The organism is Euzebyella saccharophila (assembly GCF_014855495.1).
Classification (GTDB): Bacteria; Bacteroidota; Bacteroidia; order Flavobacteriales; family Flavobacteriaceae; genus Euzebyella; species Euzebyella saccharophila.
Map to the genome: position 1 here is coordinate 985,709 of NZ_JACYFJ010000001.1, position 24,038 is coordinate 1,009,746.

Annotated in this window: 24 protein-coding genes and 1 tRNA gene; 13 read left to right on the forward strand and 12 right to left on the reverse strand. The window is 40.2% G+C overall.

What is annotated here, in order from left to right:
- The first annotated feature begins 26 nt into the window (after window positions 1–26).
- The 3 genes from IL355_RS04075 to IL355_RS04085 all read left to right on the forward strand — a co-directional run bounded on the left by IL355_RS04075 (window position 27) and on the right by IL355_RS04085 (window position 1,872).
- Entirely contained in the window at window positions 27–1,085 is a 1,059-nt protein-coding gene (locus tag IL355_RS04075; RefSeq protein WP_192460899.1) for an NAD(P)/FAD-dependent oxidoreductase, read from the forward strand.
- A gap of 74 nt (window positions 1,086–1,159) precedes the next feature.
- The gene (locus IL355_RS04080) at window positions 1,160–1,507 is read left to right on the forward strand and encodes a four helix bundle protein (protein WP_192460900.1); all 348 of its coding nucleotides are present in this window, start codon (window positions 1,160–1,162) and stop codon (window positions 1,505–1,507) included.
- A 38-nt stretch (window positions 1,508–1,545) separates the two neighbouring features.
- The gene (locus IL355_RS04085; RefSeq protein WP_192460901.1) at window positions 1,546–1,872 is read left to right on the forward strand and encodes a 2Fe-2S iron-sulfur cluster-binding protein; all 327 of its coding nucleotides are present in this window, start codon (window positions 1,546–1,548) and stop codon (window positions 1,870–1,872) included.
- Here IL355_RS04085 and IL355_RS04090 read toward each other — a convergent pair.
- From IL355_RS04090 to IL355_RS04140, 11 genes are all read right to left on the reverse strand, one after another.
- Window positions 1,869–3,608: an ABC transporter ATP-binding protein gene (locus IL355_RS04090; protein WP_192460902.1), complete on the reverse strand. Its 1,740-nt coding sequence runs from the start codon at window positions 3,606–3,608 to the stop codon at window positions 1,869–1,871. The genes IL355_RS04085 and IL355_RS04090 overlap by 4 nt on opposite strands.
- 82 nt (window positions 3,609–3,690) lie before the next feature.
- The gene (locus IL355_RS04095; RefSeq protein WP_192460903.1) at window positions 3,691–4,347 is read right to left on the reverse strand and encodes a hypothetical protein; all 657 of its coding nucleotides are present in this window, start codon (window positions 4,345–4,347) and stop codon (window positions 3,691–3,693) included.
- Window positions 4,348–4,400: 53 nt separating this feature from the next.
- Complete coding sequence (locus IL355_RS04100) at window positions 4,401–5,144, reverse strand: GDSL-type esterase/lipase family protein (RefSeq protein WP_192460904.1); 744 nt, start codon at window positions 5,142–5,144, stop codon at window positions 4,401–4,403.
- A 38-nt stretch (window positions 5,145–5,182) separates the two neighbouring features.
- Window positions 5,183–6,256, reverse strand: coding sequence for a dipeptidase (locus tag IL355_RS04105; protein WP_192460905.1), 1,074 nt, complete (start codon window positions 6,254–6,256; stop codon window positions 5,183–5,185).
- Window positions 6,253–7,365 carry a D-TA family PLP-dependent enzyme gene (locus IL355_RS04110; RefSeq protein ID WP_192460906.1) on the reverse strand — a complete coding sequence of 371 codons (1,113 nt, stop codon included), beginning with the start codon at window positions 7,363–7,365 and terminating at the stop codon, window positions 6,253–6,255. Before IL355_RS04110 ends, IL355_RS04105 begins: the two co-directional genes overlap by 4 nt.
- A gap of 2 nt (window positions 7,366–7,367) precedes the next feature.
- The gene (locus IL355_RS04115; protein WP_192460907.1) at window positions 7,368–7,835 is read right to left on the reverse strand and encodes a RidA family protein; all 468 of its coding nucleotides are present in this window, start codon (window positions 7,833–7,835) and stop codon (window positions 7,368–7,370) included.
- Window positions 7,836–7,839: 4 nt separating this feature from the next.
- Complete coding sequence (locus tag IL355_RS04120) at window positions 7,840–9,156, reverse strand: gluconate:H+ symporter (RefSeq protein WP_192460908.1); 1,317 nt, start codon at window positions 9,154–9,156, stop codon at window positions 7,840–7,842.
- A gap of 72 nt (window positions 9,157–9,228) precedes the next feature.
- Entirely contained in the window at window positions 9,229–10,101 is an 873-nt protein-coding gene (locus tag IL355_RS04125; protein WP_225621105.1) for an alpha/beta hydrolase, read from the reverse strand.
- Complete coding sequence (locus IL355_RS04130) at window positions 10,058–10,297, reverse strand: DUF1059 domain-containing protein (protein WP_192460909.1); 240 nt, start codon at window positions 10,295–10,297, stop codon at window positions 10,058–10,060. Before IL355_RS04130 ends, IL355_RS04125 begins: the two co-directional genes overlap by 44 nt.
- A gap of 102 nt (window positions 10,298–10,399) precedes the next feature.
- The gene (locus IL355_RS04135; protein WP_192460910.1) at window positions 10,400–12,031 is read right to left on the reverse strand and encodes a sulfatase family protein; all 1,632 of its coding nucleotides are present in this window, start codon (window positions 12,029–12,031) and stop codon (window positions 10,400–10,402) included.
- A gap of 108 nt (window positions 12,032–12,139) precedes the next feature.
- Window positions 12,140–13,036 carry a metallophosphoesterase family protein gene (locus tag IL355_RS04140; protein ID WP_192460911.1) on the reverse strand — a complete coding sequence of 299 codons (897 nt, stop codon included), beginning with the start codon at window positions 13,034–13,036 and terminating at the stop codon, window positions 12,140–12,142.
- 224 nt (window positions 13,037–13,260) lie between these two features.
- On the opposite strand from IL355_RS04140, the gene IL355_RS04145 reads away from it, so the two are divergent.
- The 10 genes from IL355_RS04145 to IL355_RS04190 all read left to right on the forward strand — a co-directional run bounded on the left by IL355_RS04145 (window position 13,261) and on the right by IL355_RS04190 (window position 22,740).
- Window positions 13,261–15,639: a GAF domain-containing protein gene (locus IL355_RS04145; RefSeq protein WP_192460912.1), complete on the forward strand. Its 2,379-nt coding sequence runs from the start codon at window positions 13,261–13,263 to the stop codon at window positions 15,637–15,639.
- A gap of 57 nt (window positions 15,640–15,696) precedes the next feature.
- A complete protein-coding gene (locus IL355_RS04150; RefSeq protein WP_192460913.1) occupies window positions 15,697–16,626 on the forward strand; it encodes a DUF58 domain-containing protein in 930 nt (309 codons plus the stop codon).
- 134 nt (window positions 16,627–16,760) lie between these two features.
- Window positions 16,761–16,834: transfer RNA gene (locus tag IL355_RS04155), tRNA-Asp, on the forward strand.
- A 322-nt stretch (window positions 16,835–17,156) separates the two neighbouring features.
- A complete protein-coding gene (locus IL355_RS04160; RefSeq protein WP_192460914.1) occupies window positions 17,157–18,647 on the forward strand; it encodes an AlbA family DNA-binding domain-containing protein in 1,491 nt (496 codons plus the stop codon).
- 284 nt (window positions 18,648–18,931) lie between these two features.
- Window positions 18,932–19,201, forward strand: coding sequence for a helix-turn-helix domain-containing protein (locus tag IL355_RS04165; protein WP_192460915.1), 270 nt, complete (start codon window positions 18,932–18,934; stop codon window positions 19,199–19,201).
- Between the two features lie 2 nt (window positions 19,202–19,203).
- Window positions 19,204–19,449 carry a hypothetical protein gene (locus tag IL355_RS04170; RefSeq protein WP_192460916.1) on the forward strand — a complete coding sequence of 82 codons (246 nt, stop codon included), beginning with the start codon at window positions 19,204–19,206 and terminating at the stop codon, window positions 19,447–19,449.
- Between the two features lie 602 nt (window positions 19,450–20,051).
- Window positions 20,052–20,438 (forward strand): plasmid mobilization relaxosome protein MobC, encoded by a 387-nt coding sequence (locus tag IL355_RS04175; protein ID WP_192460917.1) that lies wholly within the window; start codon window positions 20,052–20,054, stop codon window positions 20,436–20,438.
- The gene (locus tag IL355_RS04180; protein ID WP_192460918.1) at window positions 20,435–20,980 is read left to right on the forward strand and encodes a relaxase/mobilization nuclease domain-containing protein; all 546 of its coding nucleotides are present in this window, start codon (window positions 20,435–20,437) and stop codon (window positions 20,978–20,980) included. Before IL355_RS04175 ends, IL355_RS04180 begins: the two co-directional genes overlap by 4 nt.
- 260 nt (window positions 20,981–21,240) lie before the next feature.
- Window positions 21,241–22,254, forward strand: a complete 1,014-nt coding sequence (locus IL355_RS04185) for a hypothetical protein (protein WP_192460919.1) — start codon at window positions 21,241–21,243, stop codon at window positions 22,252–22,254.
- A 126-nt stretch (window positions 22,255–22,380) separates the two neighbouring features.
- Complete coding sequence (locus IL355_RS04190) at window positions 22,381–22,740, forward strand: hypothetical protein (protein ID WP_192460920.1); 360 nt, start codon at window positions 22,381–22,383, stop codon at window positions 22,738–22,740.
- Between the two features lie 111 nt (window positions 22,741–22,851).
- On the opposite strand, the gene IL355_RS04195 is transcribed toward IL355_RS04190, so the two are convergent.
- Window positions 22,852–24,030, reverse strand: coding sequence for a hypothetical protein (locus IL355_RS04195; RefSeq protein ID WP_225621106.1), 1,179 nt, complete (start codon window positions 24,028–24,030; stop codon window positions 22,852–22,854).
- Window positions 24,031–24,038 lie beyond the last annotated feature (8 nt).

Genomic DNA, 24,038 nt, shown 5'->3' on the forward strand with positions numbered 1-24,038 from the left:
AGTTCGTTAAAAAAAACGACCGCTGAATGATTCAAACAGATATTCTGATTATTGGAGCAGGCCCTACAGGGCTTTTTGCCGTTTTTGAGGCGGGCTTGCTACAATTAAAATGCCATTTAATCGATGCCCTGCCACAACCAGGCGGACAATGTGCCGAAATCTATCCCAAAAAACCTATTTACGATATTCCTGGTTTTCCGGAAGTTTTGGCAGGAGATTTGGTGGAGAACCTCATGAAACAGATTGAACCCTTTCAACCTGGTTTTACCTTGGGCGAACGGGCAGATACCATTGAAAAATTAGAGGACGGAAGTTTTATCGTAACTACTAATAAAGGAACCCAGCACAAAGCTCCTATTGTTGCCATTGCTGGTGGACTTGGTAGTTTTGAACCTCGTAAACCCTTGCTCGAAAATATTGGCAAGTTTGAAGACAACGGGGTGGCCTATATGATCAAAGACCCTGAAGTGTATCGTGATAAGAAAGTGGTTATTGCTGGTGGAGGCGACTCAGCACTCGACTGGAGTATTTTCTTGGCCGATGTTGCCTCAGAAGTGACCTTGGTACACCGTAGGAATGAATTTAGAGGGGCATTGGATTCCGTTGAAAAAGTACAGCAGCTTAAAAATAAAGGGAAAATCAACCTGATTACGCCTGGTGAGATTGTGGCATTGCACGGGGAAGCGCATTTGGAATCAGTGCTTGTTAGAAAGAAAACGACTGCCGTGGAGGACATTAAGCTCGAGGTAGACCATTTTATTCCTCTTTTTGGCCTTTCTCCCAAATTAGGTCCTATTAGTGATTGGGGGCTGGAGATTGAAAAAAATGCCATTAAGGTAAATACTTTTGATTATCAGACCAATGTACCTGGTGTTTATGCCATTGGAGATATAAATACCTATCCCGGTAAGTTGAAGCTTATACTTTGTGGTTTCCATGAAGCCACTCTCATGTGTCAAAGTGCTTATCAGCGTATCTTTCCAGATAAAAAATATGTTATGAAATACACCACGGTTGGGGGTGTTTCAGGTTTTGACGGTTCTAAAAAAGAAGCTCCTAAAGCAGTAGTAAAGGCGATTGAATAAGTTAGGGGGTAGGAAGATAGGATTTAGGAAGATAGGAGAAAGTTATAGCAATTGATTAGATAAACAGTTTAAAAATGGCTGTTAAAAGGTTTGAAGACTTATTGGTATGGCAAAAATCCCAGAATTTCGCTGTTTCCCTTTACCAAGCATTTTCGAATTTAAAAGATTTTGCCTTTAAGGATCAAATTCTCCGCGCTTCAGTTTCAATTTCTAATAATATTGCTGAAGGATTTGAGCGTAGAACCAATACGGATTTCACAAGATTCCTTTACTTTGCAACTAGTTCCAATAGTGAAGTGCGATCAATTTTATATTTGTCCGAAAAATTGAACTTTTTAAGTAAAGTTGAGTCGGATGCATTAATTGAAACGTCAAATGAAATTTCTAAGATGCTTTACGGACTAATCAATTCAATGAAATAAGACTAGTTCACTAATACCTAAATACCAAATTCCTTTTAATGGATATTAAAATAAAAATTACGGATCGCGAAGGGGTTACCCATGAAGTAGAAGCCCCAACGGACATGAACATGAACCTTATGGAAGTGGTAAGGGCCTACGAGCTCGCCCCGGAAGGAACCATTGGTGTTTGCGGTGGAATGGCCATGTGTGCTAGCTGCCAGTGCTATGTAAAATCTAACCATGCACTTCCTGAAATGTCAGACGACGAAGATGCCATGTTGGCCGAAGCCTTTAATGTTGAAGACAATAGTCGTCTGGGGTGCCAGATACACATGACCGAAAAGTTAGATGGACTTGAGGTAGAATTGGCCCCTGAAAGTTAAATTCTAGCCTGGTAGGTAAATAAGTTGTAGTACCTGCCCTCTTTTGCAATGAGTTCATCATGGGTACCGCGTTCCGCGATACGTCCGTTCTCAATGACCAGTATCTGATCCGCTTTTCGAATGGTGCTTAAACGGTGTGCGATAACAAAGGTGGTTCTGCCTTCCGTTAACGTTGCCAAACTTTTCTGGATCAAAGCCTCGCTTTCAGTATCCAAATTGGAGGTAGCTTCGTCCAAAATCAGAATTTTCGGGTTGGCCAAGATGGCTCTTGCAATCGCAATTCGCTGCCGTTGCCCGCCAGAAAGCTTAACGCCTCTTTCACCGATCAATGTGTTGAGTCCTTCATCAAAACGGTCTGTAAATTCATTTACGTAGGCTGCTTTGACAGCCTCTTCTAATTCTTCTTCCGTAGCATCAGGTTTCGGAAAAAGAATGTTATCGCGAATACTTCCTTCGAACAAAAAATCATCCTGCAAAACGACTCCCAAAAATTGCCTGAAGCTGGTAAGGTCTACCTTGGCCAAATCTTGGTTATCTATAATAACTTGTCCCTCATCAGGGGTTAAAAAACTGGCCCCTAAACTGGCAATGGTTGATTTGCCCGACCCAGAACTTCCTACCAAAGCAACTACTTCCCCGGCCTTTACATCAAAACTGATGTTATGGAGAACGTCCTTATCCTCTTCGTAAGCGAACGAAACATCCTTAAAACTCATGTTTCCTTGAATTTCAGAAAGCACAATAGTGCGGTCTTTTTCGTCAGCCTCTGAAATTTGATTCATTAATTCCTCAGTACGATCTAACCCTGCCAAGGCTTCGGTCAACTGACTGCCTATATTGCTCATTTGAACGATGGGAGCGACCATCAGCGCCAAAAGAAAGGTAAATTCAAAATACTCTCCGGTAGATAGTTCTCCCTGCATCATCAAATACCCTCCGTAACCCATCATAATTCCGGTGGTAGCCAATCCCAATAAAAAAGTGGAAGAACTGGTCATCACTGCGGTGGCGGTCAAACTTTTCTTAACGTTTTTGTAGAGACGTTCAACCCCTTCTTCAAAAACTTTTCCTTCCTGTTCTTCGGCATTGAACCCTTTGATTACGCGAATTCCTCCCAAAGTTTCCGTTAGCCTACCCTTTACTTCGGCATTTATTTTTCCGCGGTCCCTAAAAACCGGACGGATTATTTTAAAGGCCTTTAAAGCGATAAAGGCAAAGAGAATTAAGGGAATGAAGGTCAATAAGGTCATTGTAGGGCTAATTGTCAATAAAAGGATCAATGAACCTATGGCGGTCAAAGTACCCCCAACAAGTTGGACGAGTCCTGTACCAATTAAGTTGCGAACCCCTTCCACATCGCTCATAATTCTTGAAACCAAGGCTCCTGATTTCGTATTGTCAAAAAAACGAACTGGTAAGGAGAGTACTTGTTTTTGTACTTGTGCACGAAGTTCTGATATCATGTACTGCGCCTGAATACTGAGTACTTGGGTAAGTAAAAATGACATGGCCGCTTGAATCAAAAAGGCTAAAATTACAACAGCCACCAATATTTTGAGTAGGTCATAGTTCTTGTTAGGTACAATATCATCTAAAAAATACCTTAGGGATACCGGCGCAACAAAACTTGCGGCCTTACTGATGACGATTAAAAGGAGACCGAGAAAAACCAGTTTTCTCCTTGGCCAAATGATAGTTTTAAATGCAGTTAGAATACTAACTTTTTTGTCTGACATAAGAATCTTGAAAGTTGCAAAAATAAAGCATTTGATCCAGAAGGGCCTAGATCGAAGTTGATGGCAATTTCTCTAAGGAGGATTATTCCGAGTCTTTAGTGATGATAAGAGTGGCCTTGGAGCCGGTAGAAAGTAGCCATTTGTTGGAATAAATCAATTTACCTTGGTCGTCATAAACGTCTACTTGTGCCGTATTAGGCGCGGATGAACCAACATTCAAGGCTTCAAAATCGATACGATTGAATCCGGGTTCTAGGTCAAGGTTAATGCCTTTAAAGCTTCCTATAAGAAGTATATTAGGGTCTACTACCTTGTCATTCAGATATATTTTTACCCGGTCACCATCCACATATTCATGGTCTCTGCAAACAATACCTACAAATTTGCCAGAGCTTTTTACATCACCTAGATACATATCGGAAAAATGCTGTTTAGAACCTTCTTTAGGTTCCCTTGGTCCTGCTTTGGGGTCAATTTTCATTCCGTAACCTGCCTGTACCAAATTGCGGTCGTCTACCATCTTAACGGGGTTTCGGGTGGTCATGTTTAAATTGGTTTCCGGATTGTCTACGACGGAGGGTATATTCAATGAAGTTCCTTCTTGGGTTTTTTTGGTGTCATCTATTTTATTGGCAGCCTCAATCTTCAACTCCTTTTGTACAGGAATATCGGTTTGTGCTATAGTTGAAGAACATAGCAATAGAAAGAAGCACGTTATGTAGAAAATTTTCCTATACATACCAAAGACAAGTAAAGATAACAAATACCCTGCCACAGGGACCTAACGCAATGTTAAAACGATAAATTACGATAAATCGTATGGGCAATTAACTCGTGGCCCTTTGGGTTGGGGTGAATAGGGTCTTGGTCATAGCAATTTTCTTGTTGCTCCAATAAAGGTGTGTGGATATCAATTTCTAACTGGGAAACAGGATGTTCCATCTTTAGGACAATTTCCTTAAATTCTTGTAGAACCTCCGTTTCGTACTTTGGGTAGGGGTTTTTATAACCGTAAGGAATAGAATCTGAGAGATGGTCTAGGGGAGCGGCATTAAGCGCTAATGGTGGAGGGCTTAAAAGAATGGCGCCAATGTTTTTTTGGCGTAACTTCTCAAGGAAGGAGTATACCCCAATTTTATAGCTGTTGAACAATTCTTCAGATGGAGGTCCATAAATACCGCAGTTAATTCCGTAACAAAAAAGCGCCATGTCAATAGGGTTTTTTGCAAGGATGTCATCAAGCCTTTCAAAAAGGTATGGTCTTGGTCCTGGATGGTCTTCTTCCGTTAGGCCGGAAACTGTTTCACTACTTTTACCAAAGTTGATGAGTTTTATTTGTAACTCGGGATGTTCTTCATTCAATTTTTCTTGAAGTAGCTCCACATACCCATGTCCTCCGGCATTGGTAATGCTATCGCCAAAGCAACCGATAACCATGTTTTTCCTCAATTGAAATTTTTGCGATTCTGAACAGGAAGCCAAACTGCCCGCTATTAGGGCAAAAATCGAAGAATGGATAAATTGTCTTCTATTCATATAAAATAGGTTGCTGACTTAGAGCGAATTAATTTACATTATTTCCAAGTTTTTTTCAGGAAATTGAGAAAGTTTAAGTGAAAAATCTTTTCGATGTCTTTTTTTTCATAACCGCGATCTTTCAGGAGAGTAGGTACTTTTTGTAAATCTGCAATTGTATCTAAATCCATAGGGCATTGCTCCGTTCCAAAACCTCCGTCCAAGTCAGTGCCGATACCTACATGATCGGTATTTCCAGCGATTTGACAAATATGATCGATATTATCCGCCATTTGTTGCAGCGAACAATTCATGCCTTTTGGAGTGGATTGACCGCGAACCCAATTGGGTACCATCATCCACGAATCTAAAACCACTCCAATGACAGCGCCCCTTCCAACTAATTCTTTGATTTGTTCATCTGAAAACTGTCTATTGTGGTCAACGAAGGCCCTGCAATTGTTATGGCTTGCCCAGACCGGACCTGAATAAATATCCATTGTTTCCCAGAAACTTTGATCACAAAGGTGAGTGGCGTCTAGAATAAGGTTAAGGCGTTCAATTTCTTTAAGCAAATCTTTTCCTTTTTTGCCAATTCCTCCAGAGGAATCGGTTCCAAAGGCATAGGTCCCAGGGCCGTAGTGTGCCGGACCAATGGCTCGCAAACCTGCTTCGTAAGACTTTTCAATATAATCAATGGAGACAATAGAATCCGCTCCTTCCAAAGAAAGTATGTAGCCGATGGTTTTTTCTTTGTCATTGGTAGAATTCCAATACTCGAGATGGTTATTGAGCTCTTCCCAATTGGTGATTTGTGTTAGTTCCCCTACATCTTCCATGGCCTTGTACCAAGCTAGCTGACCTTGGGTTTGTGCCCACGCCTGTTGAGGAGAGTTCCATCCGGGTAACGGGTTTTCCTTTTTTACGTACCGAGCGATTTGTGTGGCTACACAAAAACCAATATTTCCTTTTCTCATCGCATCGAAAGAAACGGTATTGTTTCCACGATCTGGCTTATCGGTCATGCCTTGTTCACTTCGTCTAATTTCATCAATAGGCCACCTGAGGTCACGGTTCCATTCCAAAGCATTCATAGAAAGGTCTAAATGGGCATCAAATATAAATTCGCTCATATATGTATCGATTGATTTCGGGCGGCCACTTTCCAACTTCCAACAATTTCATTGTTTTCTACTACTTGTAAATAATCATATTTTGCTACAGTAGGGCAGATGTGTTGGGGAATGGCATACACTATGTCACCAATTTGGTACGCCTCGCTTTTATTCGTATTAATCACAAAATGTTCCTCACTTTGTCCCACTTGTTCAAAGCTGTCTTCATTTAAGAATTGCACCCGGGGGAAGCCCATTTCAGGGGCCAACCATTTGTGCCCTAGGTCCAAACAAAGAATGTCTTCTTTGGGCTTGCTTAAAACTCGGGTGGCAAGAACAGCCGCCATTTTAAATTTCATCTCAGGAAAAGAGTTTCCGTAGCCAGCATCCCATAAAAGAGTGGTACCTGGGCTCGTCTCTACACCTTCCCGCAAACAGTGAAAGGGAAAGGTTGGAGAACCTCCAGCAACTATTGAGGGTACCGCTAACCCTTCTTTTTCAAGACTGTTTTTAAAGTCCATAACCGACTGAAAAGCTCGGTCGCAGTCCTTTTTCCGCTGTTCAAAATCCGTGTTTCTGAGGTGTCCGTCATAGACATGCAGGCCCATTACCGCAATACGAGAACTAGCGGTCATGGATTTGTACAATTTGAAGGCATGGTTGTTAGGAGAAATTCCCGTACGGTTCATTCCATTGTTGATATCGAGCCATAAAGAGACGCTCATTTTTTCCTTGTCTGCAGTGTCCGATATCTTTTTCAAGATGGATGGGTGGTCAACAAGGGTCGAAAATTCCGTTTGTGGACACGTTTTCATCAGCCTTAGGAATCGGTCTATATTGGCACCTACCGGCTGCATGGCCAATAAAACGTCTTTAGCTTTATTTTGGGCCAAAAGCTCGGCTTCAGCAATGGTTGCGCATTTAAACTTCTGGATACCACTTTCCAATTGCATGTTGATGATTTCCGCAGTTTTATGGGTTTTAATATGAGGGCGGAGATTTTTAACGCTCCCCGCCATTTCGATCATCAAATCAATATTGCGCCGGATGGCTTTGGGGGATACCAAAAGTGCGGGTGTAATGGTTTCTTCGGGATTATGAAGGCAGTACCAATCCTTTAGTATCATCGTTACTTATGTAGTTCAAACATCGCCTCTATTTCTACCGAAATTCCTCCGGGAAGTATCATACCCACGGCACTTCGCACGCCAACACCGTTTTCTGGGCCGAAAACCTCGGACATAAGTTCGCTAAATCCGTTGATGACCAAAGGTTGGTCTCCAAAATCTGGATGGGAGTTGACCATGCCCAAGGTTTTTACAATACGTTTGATGCGGTCAATATCTCCAAAATGGGTTTGAATGGTTGAAAGCATGGTAAGCCCTACTTGTCTGGCTCCCTTTTTTGCTTCTTCCAAACCAGTATCGTGCCCCGCCCGTCCTTTCATCAGGCTTCCATCCGGTAGCATAGGGCCTTGACCGGAAACGTATAGAAAATTGTCTACTACCAAAACCGGTTTGTAAAGGCCCGCAGGTGGAGGTGCGGGAGGCAAAACTAATTCTAATGTTCTGATTCTTTTTGAAGGAGATTCGCTCATATTCTTAAATAAATGTGTTCAAGATTAATACCCCGATCAATCCCATAACACCCACTGTGGTTTCCATTACGGTCCAAGTTTTAAGGGTGTCCTTTATGGATAAGTTAAAATATTCTTTATACAGCCAAAAACCGCCATCGTTCACGTGGGAAAGCATTAAACTTCCGGAGCCAATGGCCAAAACCATTAATTCGGCACTTGTTCCGGAGTTTTCAATCAACGGTAGCGCAATACCTGCAGCTGTAAGTCCGGCTACCGTAGCAGACCCCACGCATACCCTAATAACCGTTGCAATAAGCCATGCCAAGATAAGTGGCGAAATACTGGAACCTTTGAGCATTTCACCTATGTATTCACTTACCCCGCTGTCTATCAAAACTTGTTTTAGCCCTCCGGCACCGGCAATGATTAAAAGTACCATAGTAATGCCCGAAACGGCATTGGAAACGGAATCCATGATTTCTTTCATCTTTTTGCCTCTTGCCAGCCCCAAGGTATAAATGGCAACTAGTACGGAAATGAGCATGGCAATTACAGGGTCCCCTAAAATATCCGTTATTTTTCTCAGGATATTTTCCTCTGGAAGAAATAAAGCCACCAGTGACGCCAAACCAATTAAAATTACCGGTAGTAAGGCTGTAATAATACTCACCGCGGTATTGGGCATTTCTTCATCCTTTAAAACAACAGGGTTTAAAAATTCCTTAAGCGGCGTAGCCTCTACATTTTTTATAGTTCTGGAAAACAAAGGGCCGGCGACAATAATTGCGGGAATGGCCACAATAATACCGTATAATAAGGTTTTGCCAATATCTGCATTAAACATGATTGCAATACCCGTTGGTGCAGGATGTGGTGGTAAATATCCATGGGTAACGGATAGGGATGCCAACATGGGAAGTCCCACATAGATGAGAGGTAGACCGGTAGCGGCGGCAACCGTGAAAACCAAGGGGATTAAAATAACAAATCCAACTGTATAGAACATGGGTATACCCACTATAAAACCGGTAAGTACTACGGCCCACTGAATATTTTTTTTGCCAAATTTGTTCACCAATTGTGTGGTAATCCTTTGAGCTGCACCACTATCGGCCACAAGTTTGCCTAACATGGCTCCCAAGCCTAAAATTAATATGAGGTACCCCAAGGTACTGCCAATTCCCTTTTGTATGGATTCAGATACGGTAATGAAATCCATACCTTCAGCAACTCCCACTAATAAGGAAACAATGATAAAAGCAATGAAAGCGTTGAGTCTAAAACGTGCAATTAGTATAAATAGGAGAATAATCCCGGCAATTACAATGGCAAGTGGCATAGGTTGAATTTATGAGTCGGTTAAATATACAATTTTGAAAAATCTCTAAGGATTTTTGAGAATTTATATGTTCTAATTGACTTTAATTTTGGATTGTCTGCTTAAATAGCCCAATGACTGTAAAAATTTATCGGTTTCAAAAACAGTTTCTTTGTACATGTCCTTGAATTGCGGATTAAAAAAACCATGGATTTTATCTTTATAAATGTGTAATTCGCATCTTCCTCCCGTTTTCTCCATTACAGTCTGATAATAGGCGGCAGTCTCTACGGGAATGTACCGGTCTTTGGTACCTAAAAAGAAAATGGTGGGCGGCGGGTCTTTTTGTATGTTATGAAGAGGAGAGAAATCCTTATAGGCACTTCCAATACGTTCATAACCGTAACCGGCCGGGCCATTGTCAATTACGGGGTTAAACAAAATCAGGGCGTTTGGTTTGCAATCAACAGAAATATCATCATTGGGGTCGTTATATTTTTGGATAAATGCAGTGGCAGCTGCTAGATGACCTCCTGCAGACCCACCATAGGCTGTAATTCTGTTGGGATCGATTCCTAAATCATCAGCGTTTGAACGAACATACCTCATAGCGGTTTTGGCATCTTCAAGAGCTATGAAAGGAGAAGTACCGTGTTTGGATTCCGTACGGTAATCTGCCAAAATACAGACCATGTTACGTTTGCTGAAGTATTTTGCTTGCTCTAGGAAATGATGACGGTCCCCATTGCGCCATCCTCCTCCAAAAAAGAATACGATGGCCGGAAGCGGTTTTCTGATTTCCTTTTTTTCAGGTCGGTAGATTTCCAAATACAGATTAACGGTGTCAATTTGTTTATATCTAATAGTTTCCTGTCCACATAAAGTTGTGAAAACAAGAGAAAAAATAACTGGTAAAAGGTTTTTAATCATTATTGGGTAAAGATGTAAATTCTTTTCTTTTTTCATTGAACCATGTTTGCATTTTTTCCGGATTCTGCATTAGCCCCTGCATTTTATTCATTGCTTCTAAATGGTCTTTATCGCCTTTTTGAAACATTTCCATTCCGTGTTTTTTGCTTAGTTCGGCCATTTCTTCAAAAGTTTCTGCATGGAACTCTTGGTTGCAGGCACCTCTTAGTTGCTTACAGGTCATTGTTTTCATAAGTTGAGATTTTTATTTAGTTGTTGAGCCATCTTTTTGACTAATCCTTAGAAAGTTACAAAAACCCGTGAATTATGATTTAAATGACCTGAAAGCTGAGTCTTATGGCTGTATACTTGGATTGGGAAATTTGCGCATTGGAGAGTAGCGAATATACGTGTCAAAAATCTCTTTGTCCGGACCTACAACTCTTGGGTCGTTGGTTTCTTTTAGTACTGTAACCATTGCCTCTCTCATTTCGTCCTCTATCATTTGATGGCTTTCGCTACCGGCAAGGTTGTTAATGCAATCAGGGTCTTCTTTAATATTAAAAAGTTCGTACTCAGGTCTTTTGCCAACTGCAAGCTCAAAATAAGGTGCTATTTTGGGCTGATGCTGATTTTCAATAAGAAAGGTCTTAGTGGGGCAGTCATCAATATCCATAAATGCTGTATCCGGAATAAATTTTCCGTCCTCATCCAAGCCATACATAGGCATAAGTTCCGTGGAATCTTTGGGGTGGTACTTTTGAGGGGCACCAGCAGGCCAAAGATTTGGGTTCATATTCCAGATATATAAATAGTCTCCACCTTTAATAATTCTTTGTGGATACCCCTTGTTTAAATACCTGCTAGATGAATGTCTTTCTCTTCCTGCCAAGGTGTATTTTCTAGTGGGGTCAACAATTCCCGACTCCTTGGACTTTAGAATATGGGAGAAGCTTTTGCCGGAAATGGGCATCATTCCATCTGTAGAAGTTTCTGTAAGTTCAAGTAGTGTAGGAGCGAGGTCTACAAACCCCAGAGCATCCTCCACCATTCTGCCTCCTGGAAATTCCTTTGGGAATTTAATGGCCATAGGAACGTGAACGCCATGATCATAGCCATTGGCTTTAGCTCTGGGAAATGGCATTCCGTTATCTGCTGTGACAATGACAATGGTATTGTCCAATTCCCCAGTTTCTTTTAGATATTCCAACATTCGCTGTAAATGCAGATCAAACCATTCTATTTCCACAGCATAATCAAGCAGGTCTCCCCTGATTATATCATTGTCCGGTAAAAAATCGGGCACTTGGGCATCCGCCAATTTCTTGCCCCTTCGCATCCAAGAGTCCTGTTCATATTTTCTATGAGGTTCTGTACCGCCATACCAGAAAAAGAAAGGTTCGTCCTTTCTGGTTTGCTCCATGAAATGTTTAAAGTTTTCAAAATAATTGGTAGTGTTGATACCACTAGCAAAGCGTTCATCATTATCTTCGGTATATCTAATTTCACTGTGCTCCACTCCCGCGGCATTCGCCCTTCTGAAAAGGGAACCCTGTGCATCGGAGGCGTATTTGAAAGGGCCCACGCCTTTACCGGTCCTTCCTGTTTTGTAACCGTTCTTTTCCAAAAGGTCTATGAACGAAACATGTTTTTTAAGCCATGAAGAGGCATGTTGTCCAGATTGTTCATTTTGCCAGTGGTACCTGCCCGTAACAATGGAACTACGGGAAGGGGCGCATCCGGGAGATCCGGCATAAAAATTTTTAAAATAAATTCCCTCTTTGGCAATTTGATCAAAAGCGGGGGTGTTGATATAGGTGCTACCACCAAAACTGGTGTGGCCAAAAGACTGATCGTCACTTATGGCAAATAGAATATTGGGCCGTTTGGATTTTGGGTTTTGTTCACGCGGAGTTTCCTTGCAATTCCAGAGCGTTAGTGCGAATAACAGCGTAAGGAACTGCACAGATACATTTTTCTTGTGCATTTTTATCTAGAGTGTTTATTGTTAAGAGATAAAAATAAGAAATTAGAGCTAGCTATTCGATTTTATTAGGGGATAGTCCGCTTTTTAACGGAAAAAGTGAAGACAAAATTACCCCAAGCGGTAATCTGCCAATTTTTGCGGTCCTTCCAATAAAAGTCTCACTACCCTTAAAAAGCCATCCTCTGTGGTGGCAATTTGCCATTTGATGAGTGAAATTTCACCATTTACTATTTCAATACCCGTAATACTCCTTGGGTGAACGCAACTCCCATCATTAAAAAAAGGAATGTCTCCCGGTTCTGGAAACCGTGGTCTGTGCGTATGGCCTACTATGGTAAGAAGTAACTTTTTGTTTACTATCCACTTTTTAATCCTTCTTTCTATTTTAATGAGTTCTGTATAGTTTTTCGCCGGACTAGTGGGGTCTGCAATGCCCCAAACCTGTAGGGGTTTCCATAATGCTCTCACCAAAAATCTACTCCAGCGCCAAAATGTATAGTTCCACCAATCTGCTTGATGGCCATGTGCAAGGAAAATCTCTTGGCCTGTATGCGAATGCTGTAGGATAACCGCTTCATTATAGCTAATGCCCTCAAATAATTCCTTGTCTTCGCCATCTATGGGTTCAAAATAACTGCTGAGATGTTTTTTTACATAGGTGGGGTCCTTATAAACCATATCATGGTTTCCCCAAATCATATGAAGACGTTTTTCCAAGTGAAATTTCCTAAGAAGCTGATAGACGTTTTTGTGCGCCTCAAAAATGGATTCAAAGCTTATATTTTCCCAAAGTTCATCGCCATCACCCAGTTCGCAATATTGAAATCCTTCTTTGTAATAGAAGTTGAGGGCGTGGAAGTAGATATTTCTGTTGTTGGCAAAATCATCGGCAAAACTATTATCACCCCTGTGGCAATCGCTAAAGAGAATAAATTTTGATCCGTCATCAAAAGATACTCTTTTGGCATTCTCATAGGCTTTGGATAATCGTTTAAATGAAGACATTGAAACTCTCAAGTTATATGCGGTTACTAATTTAAGCAGTAAATCAAGACTTAAAAGCAAAGAGTTGATAATCCATAGAACTTTTTAATACAGCAATACACCGGATTCCGATGTGGTGTTATTAGTTAAAAAGCTTATAAGGTGGGTTGTGAGGTGTCTATTGGTGGTATTAGCTACCTAATAATTTTGTAATTTTGCAATTAGTTTTACGACTTACTATGGGTATGGCAAATCTTAATCATAAGGAGTTACCGCTAAAGCAGCTTATAAGTTTCAACAAACTGTTGCAACGGTATGAGGTCATGGCTCAAAGTGACAATGAATATTTGGCAAAAAAAGCAAGACGTATTCTGGAGGCCCAAGAACCTTATCCAGAATTAAGAGAGGGCTTTACAGATGTTAAGTTGCTGGAGAAGCATAAGGATTTGATTCATTTGCTTTTGCAGGACCTGTTTTCTGAAGTGCTAACGGAAAATGAAATAAAAACTGCTTCCCTCCCCTATGATAATACCATTTTCAACTCCTCAAAGAGGTTTCAAAAGATTATAGAGGAAGCAGGACAAGGCAGCGACTTTGTGCCTGAAATGCGTAACATGCCAGATGACCAAATGTATGTGATGGCATGTACCGTAATTCTAACTTTTTATTACGGACTACCGTTGGATTTTAAACGTCCTTTCTTTTATGATATTCCGGATGCCAATGGGGTTATGAGACATTATCGCATTCTTTACAATGCGGATTTTATTGAGCTTTTGCCTACGGAAAAAGCAAAGAAACTTTCCCAGACTGATGTTGAGGAATTGCTGGATAACTTTGACAATATAGAGCTGTGGAAGGAAAAAATTCCGCCAAACAGTTTTGTTTCCAAGGGATTTGTTATTTCCAATATGTTCGATGTTACCGTTGAACATTCCATTTCAGAATTGAAATCCAGCTTAATAGCTAGTGATAAGCGTGATAGTGAGGGGTTTGTAGATAATTTGCAGGCAACTTTTCAGTCGTTCTTTAACAAAGCCAGTATCCGTTCCGGTTTTATGACTTTTAATGCAAAGACAGATAGTTTTGAGCCAGTATATGGCGCGGGAATGGATAGCTTTGTACTTGGTAATATGGATGTGAAGAACTGTAATGAGATACTTTGCCCAGAATCCTACAAAAAACTTTTAAAGGACAATACCTTCTTTGCTATTTCTGATGTGGATAGGTATGCGGAGCAATCCGAAGCTCCGCTTTATAAAAATTTACAGCAGCAAGGTATTAAGAGTGCCGTTTTTGCACCTATTGCGGATAAGGATAATTTATTGGGGGTATTGGAATTGGTGTCTACCGATAAGAATGCGCTTAACAGTGTAAACGCCAACAAGCTTCAAGATGTAATGCCTTTTATAGTTTCGGCTGTTCTGAGGTCCAAAGGAGAAGAAGAAAACTTAATAGATGCGGTAATTCAACATGAATGCACTTCTGTTCATGAAGCCGTATATTGGCGCTTTCAAGAAGAGGCCAAAAGGTTCATTAAGGAAGATTTGGAAGGTGCCCAACCTACTTTCAGGGAAATCGTTTTCAAAGATGTACATCCGCTTTACGGTCAGATAGATATAAAAAATTCCTCGGACGCAAGAAATGTTGCTATCCAAAGAGATTTAATGATTCAACTTTCCACGGTAAACAAAGTGCTGGAGGCGGCATGGGTAAAGAATAAATTACCCATTTACGAGGAGTTGATGTTTCGTGCAAATGATCACATGGATAGCATTAAGGAAAGCTTGAATACCAATAGTGAACAGGCTATTTTTAATTTTGTGGCAGATGAGATTCATCCGGTATTTTCGCATCTAAAAAAATCGGATTCGGAAATAGCCAATTTAATTTCTTCGTATGAGTCATCCATAGATATGGGAACGGATTCTTATTATGATCATAGGAGAAACTACGATGAAAGTGTGATGCTGATCAATAAGAAATTAGCGGCACTGATCGATAAAAAGCAACAAAATGCACAAGCCATGTTCCCTCATTATTTTGAGCGGTACAAAACAGATGGTGTAGAGCATAATATTTATATAGGCGATTCTATTTCAGGTGATTTGCCGTATGACCCCATTTATCTTAATAATTTAAGATTGTGGCAATTACAGGTTATGTGCGAAATGGAAAACGCACATTACAAATTAAAACCTGAACTACCCGTTCCTTTAGATGTAGCTTCTTTAGTTTTGGTATATAACACATCCTTATCAATTAGATTTAGAATGGATGAAAAGAGGTTTGATGTGGACGGAACCTATAATGCCAGGTATGAAGTTATCAAAAAACGTATAGACAAGTCCTATATCAAGGGCACCAATGAGCGTCTAACCCAGCCTGGAAAGATGGTTATAGTATATTCCCAGAAGAAGGATGAATTGGAATACTTACGCTACGTCAAGTTTCTTAAGTCCAAAGGTTATTTTAGCGGTAAGGTAGAAATCGTTGAACTAGAAGGATTGCAAGGTGTGTCTGGATTAAAGGCAATAAGGGCCGATATTCTTTACAAAACCGCCGATAAAGCGAACAAGGATACCTATACGTACGAAGACCTTATGGAGGAATTGAAATCCTAAGGAGTCCCTTTCCGTTTTACGTGATATTTTAAAGTTCACAATCTGTATCTTAGTCATATGAATTTACAGAACGAGCTTCATAATGCTTCTTTGTTCCAAAATTTAGAACTTTTGGCGCAACAAGTAGTGGAAGGTTTTATAAGCGGTATGCACAAAAGTCCCTTTCACGGATTTTCTGCTGAATTTGCAGAGCATAAAATTTACAACGCCGGGGAAAGTACCAAGCATATAGATTGGAAGTTATATGCTAAAACGGATAAGTTGTATACCAAAAAATATGAAGAGGAGACCAATTTACGGTGTCATATGATTTTAGACAACTCCTCCTCCATGCACTATCCTCACACGGGAAATTTGTCCATTTCCAACTTAAATAAAATAGGTTTTGGAGCTTTGGCCATAGCTGCCTTAATGAATGTTCTAAAGAGACAGAGAGACGCAGTGGGCCTCAGTATATTTTCAGATGAATATGATTACTATGCTCCAGAAAAAGGCAGTGAGAGGCACCATCAAATGTTGTTGTCAAAACTAGGGGAGGTTAGTGAAGAAACAAATCCAGCTAAGAATACCAGAACCTATACTTTTTTACATCTGATTGCCGAAAAAATTAAAAGGCGAAGCCTTATCTTTTTGTTTACGGATATGTTTCAAACGGAAACAGATGACGAAAAACTATTTGAAGCCCTAAGGCATTTAAAGTATAATAAGCATGAAGTGGTGTTATTTCATCTGATGGACAAGGCCACGGAACTCAATTTTAATTTTGACAATGTGCCTAAACGTTTCGTAGATGTTGAGACGGGGGAACATATAGATTTGTATAGCGAAGGAGTTAAAGGGGATTATGAGAAACGCTTAAAAGCTTATTTTGAAGCACTTAAATTGAAGTGCGCACAATACCGAATCAAGTATGTGGAAGTTGATATTAAGGCCGATTTCTCAAGGGTCTTAAATACATATTTGGTGGAGCGAAGAAATTTTTTGTAGAAAGGAGATTTTTTTAATTAAATAGTTTGTACAATTAAGAAAGGGGTGTATATTTGCACTCGCTTTACTGAAGTAGTAACAAGGTTTGAATTTCGCTGTTGCGAAAGTCCTAATTCAATAAGGGTAAAATCATTGGTCTGGTAGTTCAGTTGGTTAGAATACCTGCCTGTCACGCAGGGGGTCGCGGGTTCGAGTCCCGTCCAGACCGCTAGTAAAATCAAGCCCTCACAGATGTGAGGGCTTTTTTGTTTCACTCCATTGCACGTAGATTGCACGCAGGTAGAGGGGTATATTTTGCATCTATCTAATTTGGCAAATTAGTAATAATCAATTGATGGAGAGACAATTGCATTTCAACTAAGCTTAAGTAGTCTATTAGTGGTTACTGAAATTCTTTAATTATGAAAAATTCACTTCAGGAGCATATTTTTATCACAAGCAGCCTTACATTTCAGCTACACTAACTTCTGCGACAATAGACACAACCATAAATTATAGCTAGTTTTGTATTAACAAAACTTCAATACAAAGTGCTGCTAGAACGGCTAAAACATATTATTGAGCAGGGCGAAGGTACTAGAACCGAATTCAAAGAATCTCGGTCAAAGCTGCCTAAAAACTTATTTGAGTCTATCTGCGCCATGCTCAATAGAGACGGCGGGGATATTCTTTTGGGCGTAAATGATAGCGGTGTTGTTACTGGAGTGGATAAAAAGAATGTGGAAGAACTCAAAAGTAATTTGATTACACTCTCCAACAATGCCAATAAATTGGATCCTCCATTTATTCTTTTCCCCCAGGAATATGAAATTGGGGATGAAACAGTAATTCATATCCAGGTGCCAGCAAGTTCCCAAATGCACAAAAGCGCAGGCCATATTTTTGATAGAAGCAGTGATGGGGATTTTAAGGTGGGCGAGCCGCAATTAATAGCGGATATCTATAATAGAAAACGCAACCATTATTCTGAGGGTACGATTTATCCATTTGTAAAGCTATCTGATTTTAATTCGAAGTTGTTCACGCGAGCAAGGAAATTGATTCGGGGAAATAGTCAAAACCATCCATGGTTATTACTCTCCGACGAACAATTGTTGCAAAAGGCAGGGCTCTGGAAAAAGGACTATGCCACTGGTAAGGAAGGGTACACTTTGGCAGCCATTTTGCTATTTGGTAAAGACGAAACCATACAGCAAATTTTACCACACTATAAAATCGATGCTTTGGTACGCAAAGATAATGTTGAGCGTTATGACGATCGGTTATACTGTACCACCAATCTAATTGATGCGTATGACGAATTGATGGGTTTCGTTGAAAAACATCTTTCGGATCCTTTCTTTTTAGAAGGTACACAACGAAGAAGTTTGCGAGGAATTATTTTCAGGGAAATTATCGTGAATATGATCGTGCATCGCGAATATACCAATGCTCAGCCGGCCACTTTCATTATTTATAGGGATAGGGTCGAAACCGAGAATGCGAACAATCAGCATGGAGAAGGGGTTATCTCACCGATTGATTTTTCGCCTTTTCCCAAAAACCCGTCCATCGCGAAGTTTTTTATGCAATTGGGCAGGTTCGACGAATTAGGGTCTGGTATTTTAAATGTTAATAAGTACATCAAAGCATATTCGGGAAAGGATAACCCTCAATTTATTGAAGGAGCTACTTTTAAAACTATAATTCCTGTTCCTATTCGTGGAGCAGGTGACCTAAAAACTAGTGGAGCTAATGAGGGTGTAATTGAAGGAACAATTGAAGGAACAATTGAAGGAGCAATTGAGGGATTAACTGGGGGAGTAAAAAACCGTTTGATTACGCTTGTTGCCAAAACCTATAGTAACCCCGGCATTAAATCGACTGAGCTACAAGAAGTACTTAATGTATCCGAAAGAACGATAACATCTGATATTAATAGACTCGGAGATTTTATTGAATACAGGGGCAGTAAAAAGACTGGAGGGTATTTTCTAAAGGATACTATTAAACAAATCTTGGACAGTACGAATACTGAATAAAGTTGCGGGATAACCTGCGGATTAAATTGCGGATTAAATTGCAGGATAAATTTTAGGTTCTCTATTTCTGATAAAAATCTCCACCTAAAGAATCAAGACAATAATTATTTGGCCATTCATAGTTTTAAAAATGAGGTGGTTAAACAAACCATTTCAGACCTTGGAATACATCAAACAATTGATAAACGAGCTTCACAACGAATTATTGAACGACTGGTCGAAATGGAAGTTCCCAAAACAAGAAATACGGTAACTTAAAAAATCAATTTTCTTTTCAAGAACCTATGCAAGTCGTCTGTCTACAAGAGGAAGCCTTTTATGCCCTGTTCACTAAGGTCATCGAACATGTAGAATCGAAAAGACAGGATACGCTTGACAGATGGATCGATGGTGAAAAGGCCATGTCCATTTTACGGATCAAGTCGACCACGACACTCCAAAAGCTGAGGGACGAGGGGAAGATTAGGTTCTCCCAGCCCCAAAAGAAAATCATACTTTACGATAGGGAATCGATTATGGAATATATCGAAAAACACGCCCGAGAAACTTTTTGACCATGGAAGAAGATATCAAAGTAGATGAAGCGTTTAAAAAATCCTTTAACTTGGGCTGCCGAGTTGCAGCCGAACTAAATCTCAAAGTTCCCTTGCTTCACAACCAAGAAAAAATAATACCCGAAAACCCTATGCATTTGGGTATGCAACAGTTTATTGAGGAAACCAAACTGTCAAAAACAAATAGACAGCAAAATTCAGTAGAAAAAAATGAAAAAGGTAGAAAGGGCAAAGGTTTAGGACTTTGAATCTATAATCCAATTTAATAGACCTTGCTTCTTTAAGAATTAGTTACTAAAAAAGAAGCCAACTTTCCCAATTTTAAATCTTCGTATGGCCAAATGATGAAATGAGCATATGATTATAGTAATATAGCTATAAAGCTATAGTAGAACATTCAAAGTTTCTATGTTATCAAGTTAGTCTTCTTATACTTCCGCCCTGCGGAAGTCGCACAAACCTTCAACTCCAATCCTTCCCGTTCGGACTCGCTTCGCCGGTCCGACCATGAAGTCTTTCCGTTCCAGTTTTGCACGATACCCTTGCGGCCGCGCAAAAGAAAAAGCGGCGGAAAAGCCGCTTTACCTTTTTTCTCCCTACCCACAAAACCGTCATCGAAGGATATTTATAAGACTTTCAATTTCCATATTGGACCATATAAAAGTTCGACCTGTATCCATTTATATTGATATGGTTCTATATGATAATATGCGTTAAATAATTGATTATAAGCTATTTAAAATCATAATTGATTGGCTATATTTATCCGTGAAACGGATAGCGAGGTACATTCTAAGTTACTTAGAATTGTCTACTTCTGGCGAAGTGTTTTGCTTAAAAAGCAATGAAAATGAAACAACGAAAAAGGGGCCGGAAACGATTGGGAAAAAAGAAGCGATACCATAATGTTATGCTCAGGTTCAACGATACAGAATATGACAAATTGAGGTTGATTTGCGAATCGTATCATCTGGATATTTCTGAAAGGGGCGTTATAAGTCCACTCCTGAGGAGATTAGTTTTGCAGCAGGAGGCCGAAGAAAAAGATAGACTACCCAACACCTCTAACCTTGCCTACCAAATCAACAAAATCGGAAACAACATCAACCAACTAGTAAAGATTGCGCACCACAAGAATCTGAGAAGTCTGAACAGTGGTTTACAGAACGAGATTCAAAAAACGAACGAATTACTTTACGCACTTTTGAAAATTACGATGGAAGAAATATCGGCATGATAGCAAAGATTATTTACGGCCAAACCTGTACCGGAACATTGAACTATGTCCTCGGAAAGGAAGGTATGCAAGTACTTGGTTACGGCAACACCTTTTCCCAAAGCATATCGCCAAAATTCTTCAGGAGCGTGCTGTATTTTCAGGGACAGCGCAACGCCACCAAAAACCGGTATGCCCATATAAGTTTGAACCTTCCCCATGGTGAACATTTGGACGATAGAACCTTCTATAAGATCTCCAAAGAGTATATGGAAAATATGGGATTTGGAAATCAACCTTATGTAGTGGTGCGCCACCACGATACCAAGCACGAGCATGTTCATATTGTAACCACCACAGTAAAGGAAGACGGAAAAGTACTCGAAATTTCCATAGCCATAAAAGGAGTAAGGCGATACGGCAACACCTCGAAAAAAAGTACGGACTTACACCTGCGCCAACTACGAAACAGCAAAGCCAGTTGCCAATATACCGATTGCCCGAAAAACAGTTTGGGATGGAAGCGGAAAATGGAACGAAGTACTATCTACAGGATGTCCTGAACAGCATCAACCAAAAATACAAGGTGCGCAGTTTCGATGAACTTGCAGGTTTGGTAAAACGGTATCATATAGAAATAAGGACCACAAAGAACAGAACGGGAAGGATAGGGGTCTCATAAGGGCTGAATAACCAAAATGGGGATAAAACCCGATTTATTAACGGCTCCGAAGTGCATAGAGGGTTGAGCGGCCCAAGACTTCAAAAGGTATTCGATATCCATTCCAAATCGAAGCTGTTGCCGATTTACCGAAAACGGCTTTTGAGGCAAATAGAGACCACTTATGACCTTTTCCAGACCATCTGTCCGCATGACCTGGAAGCCGTGCTAAAGGAATATCAGGACATCGACATCAAGCTGAACATTAAGGAAGATGTTATCGAGGGATATACCATCTTCGATAAATCACGATATGTATTCAAGGAAAGGGAGCTTAACAAAAATATACGGATGCAGAACCGTTTGGAAATCTTTGGTAAGGGCGATGTCTTTACACAAATCGACACCGAGAGCAAGCAGTTCAAATTGGAAGTCCAAAAAATAATAAAAGAGGCATTGACGACATCTTATCTGAAATTACCGAAGCAGAAAGGGTTGCTATCGGAACATATCGGGAATATGCAGTTCAAGGATATCATTCCGAACCTGCTGGCCTCGGAAAGGCATCAATTCTTGGAACGTTATATCCCATCAAACCAAAAGAAGGAATTCAGGAAAGCCATGGAAAATGAATTCCCCATGGTCAGAAAAATGATGTACGAACAGGAGACCAAAAAGGAGAAAGCCCTATTGGATGACAAGTTCAAACTGATAGGAAGCATATTGGAAAAACGGATTTTCAATGTCGGCACGGAACAGGGAAGTATCCGTCTTTTGTTTCAAGCTTTGGGCGTAAAGTATCATGACAACCAATTGTCATTTGCCAATTCAGACAGGCATACCTTACCCGTAAAATTGGGCCATCTACCTTTTCCGAAGGAAATGGAAAAATATGTATCCTCAGGTTTTCTCCGCCAGAACCATTTGATGTTGGAAATGTTGACGGAGCAGTCTTCCGTAAATAGTCCTAAGCTGACGGCAGCTGCCATGTTCTTGCCGATGATTTTTCCTCAACTGTATGATAGAATGAATCCCGATTATAAAAAGCAATACGGGAGTGTCGCGTTGGGTGCTTATTTACAGCATGCCGAACGTATGCATGTGCCTTTCGAGAAATCGGCAAAGGATTATATTGCCCTGTTCAATGCCAAAGGGTTCTATTTCGTAAGGGGATAAAAAGGGTTCGAGGTCAAATCAATTTATACGGACAACAAAACGAGTTGCACCTTGCCTAAAAGGACGAGCCAGTATCTGGGCTCGATTCCCGATTTGTCTACAGCACTAAAGCAACAATACCCAGTCATGAACAAACTTGTTGAAGAGGGCAGGAACAATCTCGAAAACCTATGGGCGGGACATCTTATAGAAAGGGGCCTTTACGACAAGGCCACCTTCATAATAACGGCGGAAAATGTACGACCGAACCTACACCGGGAAATGGTACAACATCACATGGACAACGGGCTTCGAAAGTATATGAACCAGGTAATCGAACGAAAAACAAGTATCCAACAAAACCGTTTGCTTAAAGAAGGTGTTTTCGCAATTAATTCGCTATTGGGCGGTAGCAGCAAGAAAAATAAAGAAACATACAACGGGTTTAAAGACGAACTTACAGATTGGTCAAAATACAAGGGTCAAGGTGTAAGGCTATTCATATAGATTTAAACAAAATGTTTCAAAGAGAAATATGTTTTTTAATAATTAAATATACTTGAGCTAAAAGGAAGAGTCTATGCGCAATCGGCCCTATCTTTTGATTAATAATTGACATTATGGATTCTTATCGACCTTGGCGCTTCTAAATTTCCAGAGCATTATCATAATACTTAACGCGATGACCAAACTTGCCACCGCTAAGAACAAAATATGAAAATCAAAGCCGGGAAGACCTAACCATCCTGAAATACCCTTATAGAAAATCAATACCTCCAATGTAACAAATCCTGTAAAGAAGGCAATGAAAGTACTTTTATCAATTTTCAACAATCGGAAATAATCCAAAAGAAAAAATATAGCTACGGTAATTACGCCTAAAAAAGTCCAATGTAGATACCCAATCGTAAAGTCGAGATACGTTGCCGCTAAATTTGCAAAGTAAGGAAACGCCGTCACGAGTTGAAGCAACATTTTTATTGAAAAAAGCAAAAGGACTATCCTAAGTAGTAGCCATTGAAACGGGGATAGAAATTTTTGGATGAAATGGTTCATGTTGATATCGACCAATACCAAAATGCCACCTATCTGAAGTAATGCTCCTAAACCTCCCAGTATGTAAAAGAAAGTGGGGGGCATTATCCACAAAACGGAAAGAAAATAGGTAAGTACAATTCCTGCATTGAGGCCCCAGAAAAAGAATCCGATTTTCCTTTTAGGAATTATCAGTTTATTTTGCTCTAGCACGTATACAAAAAGTCCAACCAAGGATAAAACCATCCATCCATTATACTGAAAATGCAAATAGAAATAAATGGCTAGGCGATACCATATGGATTGGACGCCAAGAGTGGTCATAATTCCGCCCAAGGCCCAAGGTCCCAAGCTTGAAAGGGCCATGTACCAAAGTGCCCACCTTAAACATTTAAAGGATAGTCCGTGTTCATTATCAATTTTGGCGTATTTTTCAAAAAGAAATAGAAATCGATAAGAGGCGAATAGAAAAAGTGTGGAAAACAATATGGAGAAAAGAGCATATCCCTGAAAAGGAAAAGTAAGTAACATCCCTATAATTGTCACTTGGGTAAACCCGAAAAGCCGTCTATACTTCTTTGTTATTTGCCTCTTTTCCAAAAACAGTTTATAAATAATTGTGGTCAAGGCAATATAAACCCATCCCAATAAGGCAATATGCGAGTGGGCATGTACAACATACCTATAATCGAATTCAAAACTTGCCAAAGAAAAGAATCGTAAAAGTACACCAAGTATCGCTGCCGCCAAAAAATAGGTCAAAGCTATCC

Excerpts from the sequence above, each read along its gene's own strand:
- IL355_RS04105 (WP_192460905.1), bottom strand. The coding sequence starts at position 6,256 with ATGAGCGAATTTATATTTGATGCCCATTTAGACCTTTCTATGAATGCT.
- IL355_RS04085 (WP_192460901.1), top strand. The coding sequence starts at position 1,546 with ATGGATATTAAAATAAAAATTACGGATCGCGAAGGGGTTACCCATGAA.
- IL355_RS04175 (WP_192460917.1), top strand. The coding sequence starts at position 20,052 with ATGAAACAACGAAAAAGGGGCCGGAAACGATTGGGAAAAAAGAAGCGA.
- IL355_RS04180 (WP_192460918.1), top strand. The coding sequence starts at position 20,435 with ATGATAGCAAAGATTATTTACGGCCAAACCTGTACCGGAACATTGAAC.
- IL355_RS04080 (WP_192460900.1), top strand. The coding sequence starts at position 1,160 with ATGGCTGTTAAAAGGTTTGAAGACTTATTGGTATGGCAAAAATCCCAG.
- IL355_RS04145 (WP_192460912.1), top strand. The coding sequence starts at position 13,261 with ATGGCAAATCTTAATCATAAGGAGTTACCGCTAAAGCAGCTTATAAGT.
- IL355_RS04115 (WP_192460907.1), bottom strand. The coding sequence starts at position 7,835 with ATGAGCGAATCTCCTTCAAAAAGAATCAGAACATTAGAATTAGTTTTG.
- IL355_RS04120 (WP_192460908.1), bottom strand. The coding sequence starts at position 9,156 with ATGCCACTTGCCATTGTAATTGCCGGGATTATTCTCCTATTTATACTA.
- IL355_RS04095 (WP_192460903.1), bottom strand. The coding sequence starts at position 4,347 with ATGTATAGGAAAATTTTCTACATAACGTGCTTCTTTCTATTGCTATGT.
- IL355_RS04100 (WP_192460904.1), bottom strand. The coding sequence starts at position 5,144 with ATGAATAGAAGACAATTTATCCATTCTTCGATTTTTGCCCTAATAGCG.
- IL355_RS04075 (WP_192460899.1), top strand. The coding sequence starts at position 27 with ATGATTCAAACAGATATTCTGATTATTGGAGCAGGCCCTACAGGGCTT.
- IL355_RS04165 (WP_192460915.1), top strand. The coding sequence starts at position 18,932 with ATGCAAGTCGTCTGTCTACAAGAGGAAGCCTTTTATGCCCTGTTCACT.
- IL355_RS04135 (WP_192460910.1), bottom strand. The coding sequence starts at position 12,031 with ATGCACAAGAAAAATGTATCTGTGCAGTTCCTTACGCTGTTATTCGCA.
- IL355_RS04090 (WP_192460902.1), bottom strand. The coding sequence starts at position 3,608 with ATGTCAGACAAAAAAGTTAGTATTCTAACTGCATTTAAAACTATCATT.
- IL355_RS04130 (WP_192460909.1), bottom strand. The coding sequence starts at position 10,297 with ATGAAAACAATGACCTGTAAGCAACTAAGAGGTGCCTGCAACCAAGAG.
- IL355_RS04150 (WP_192460913.1), top strand. The coding sequence starts at position 15,697 with ATGAATTTACAGAACGAGCTTCATAATGCTTCTTTGTTCCAAAATTTA.
- IL355_RS04190 (WP_192460920.1), top strand. The coding sequence starts at position 22,381 with ATGAACAAACTTGTTGAAGAGGGCAGGAACAATCTCGAAAACCTATGG.
- IL355_RS04110 (WP_192460906.1), bottom strand. The coding sequence starts at position 7,365 with ATGATACTAAAGGATTGGTACTGCCTTCATAATCCCGAAGAAACCATT.
- IL355_RS04125 (WP_225621105.1), bottom strand. The coding sequence starts at position 10,101 with ATGAAAAAAGAAAAGAATTTACATCTTTACCCAATAATGATTAAAAAC.
- IL355_RS04140 (WP_192460911.1), bottom strand. The coding sequence starts at position 13,036 with ATGTCTTCATTTAAACGATTATCCAAAGCCTATGAGAATGCCAAAAGA.
- IL355_RS04170 (WP_192460916.1), top strand. The coding sequence starts at position 19,204 with ATGGAAGAAGATATCAAAGTAGATGAAGCGTTTAAAAAATCCTTTAAC.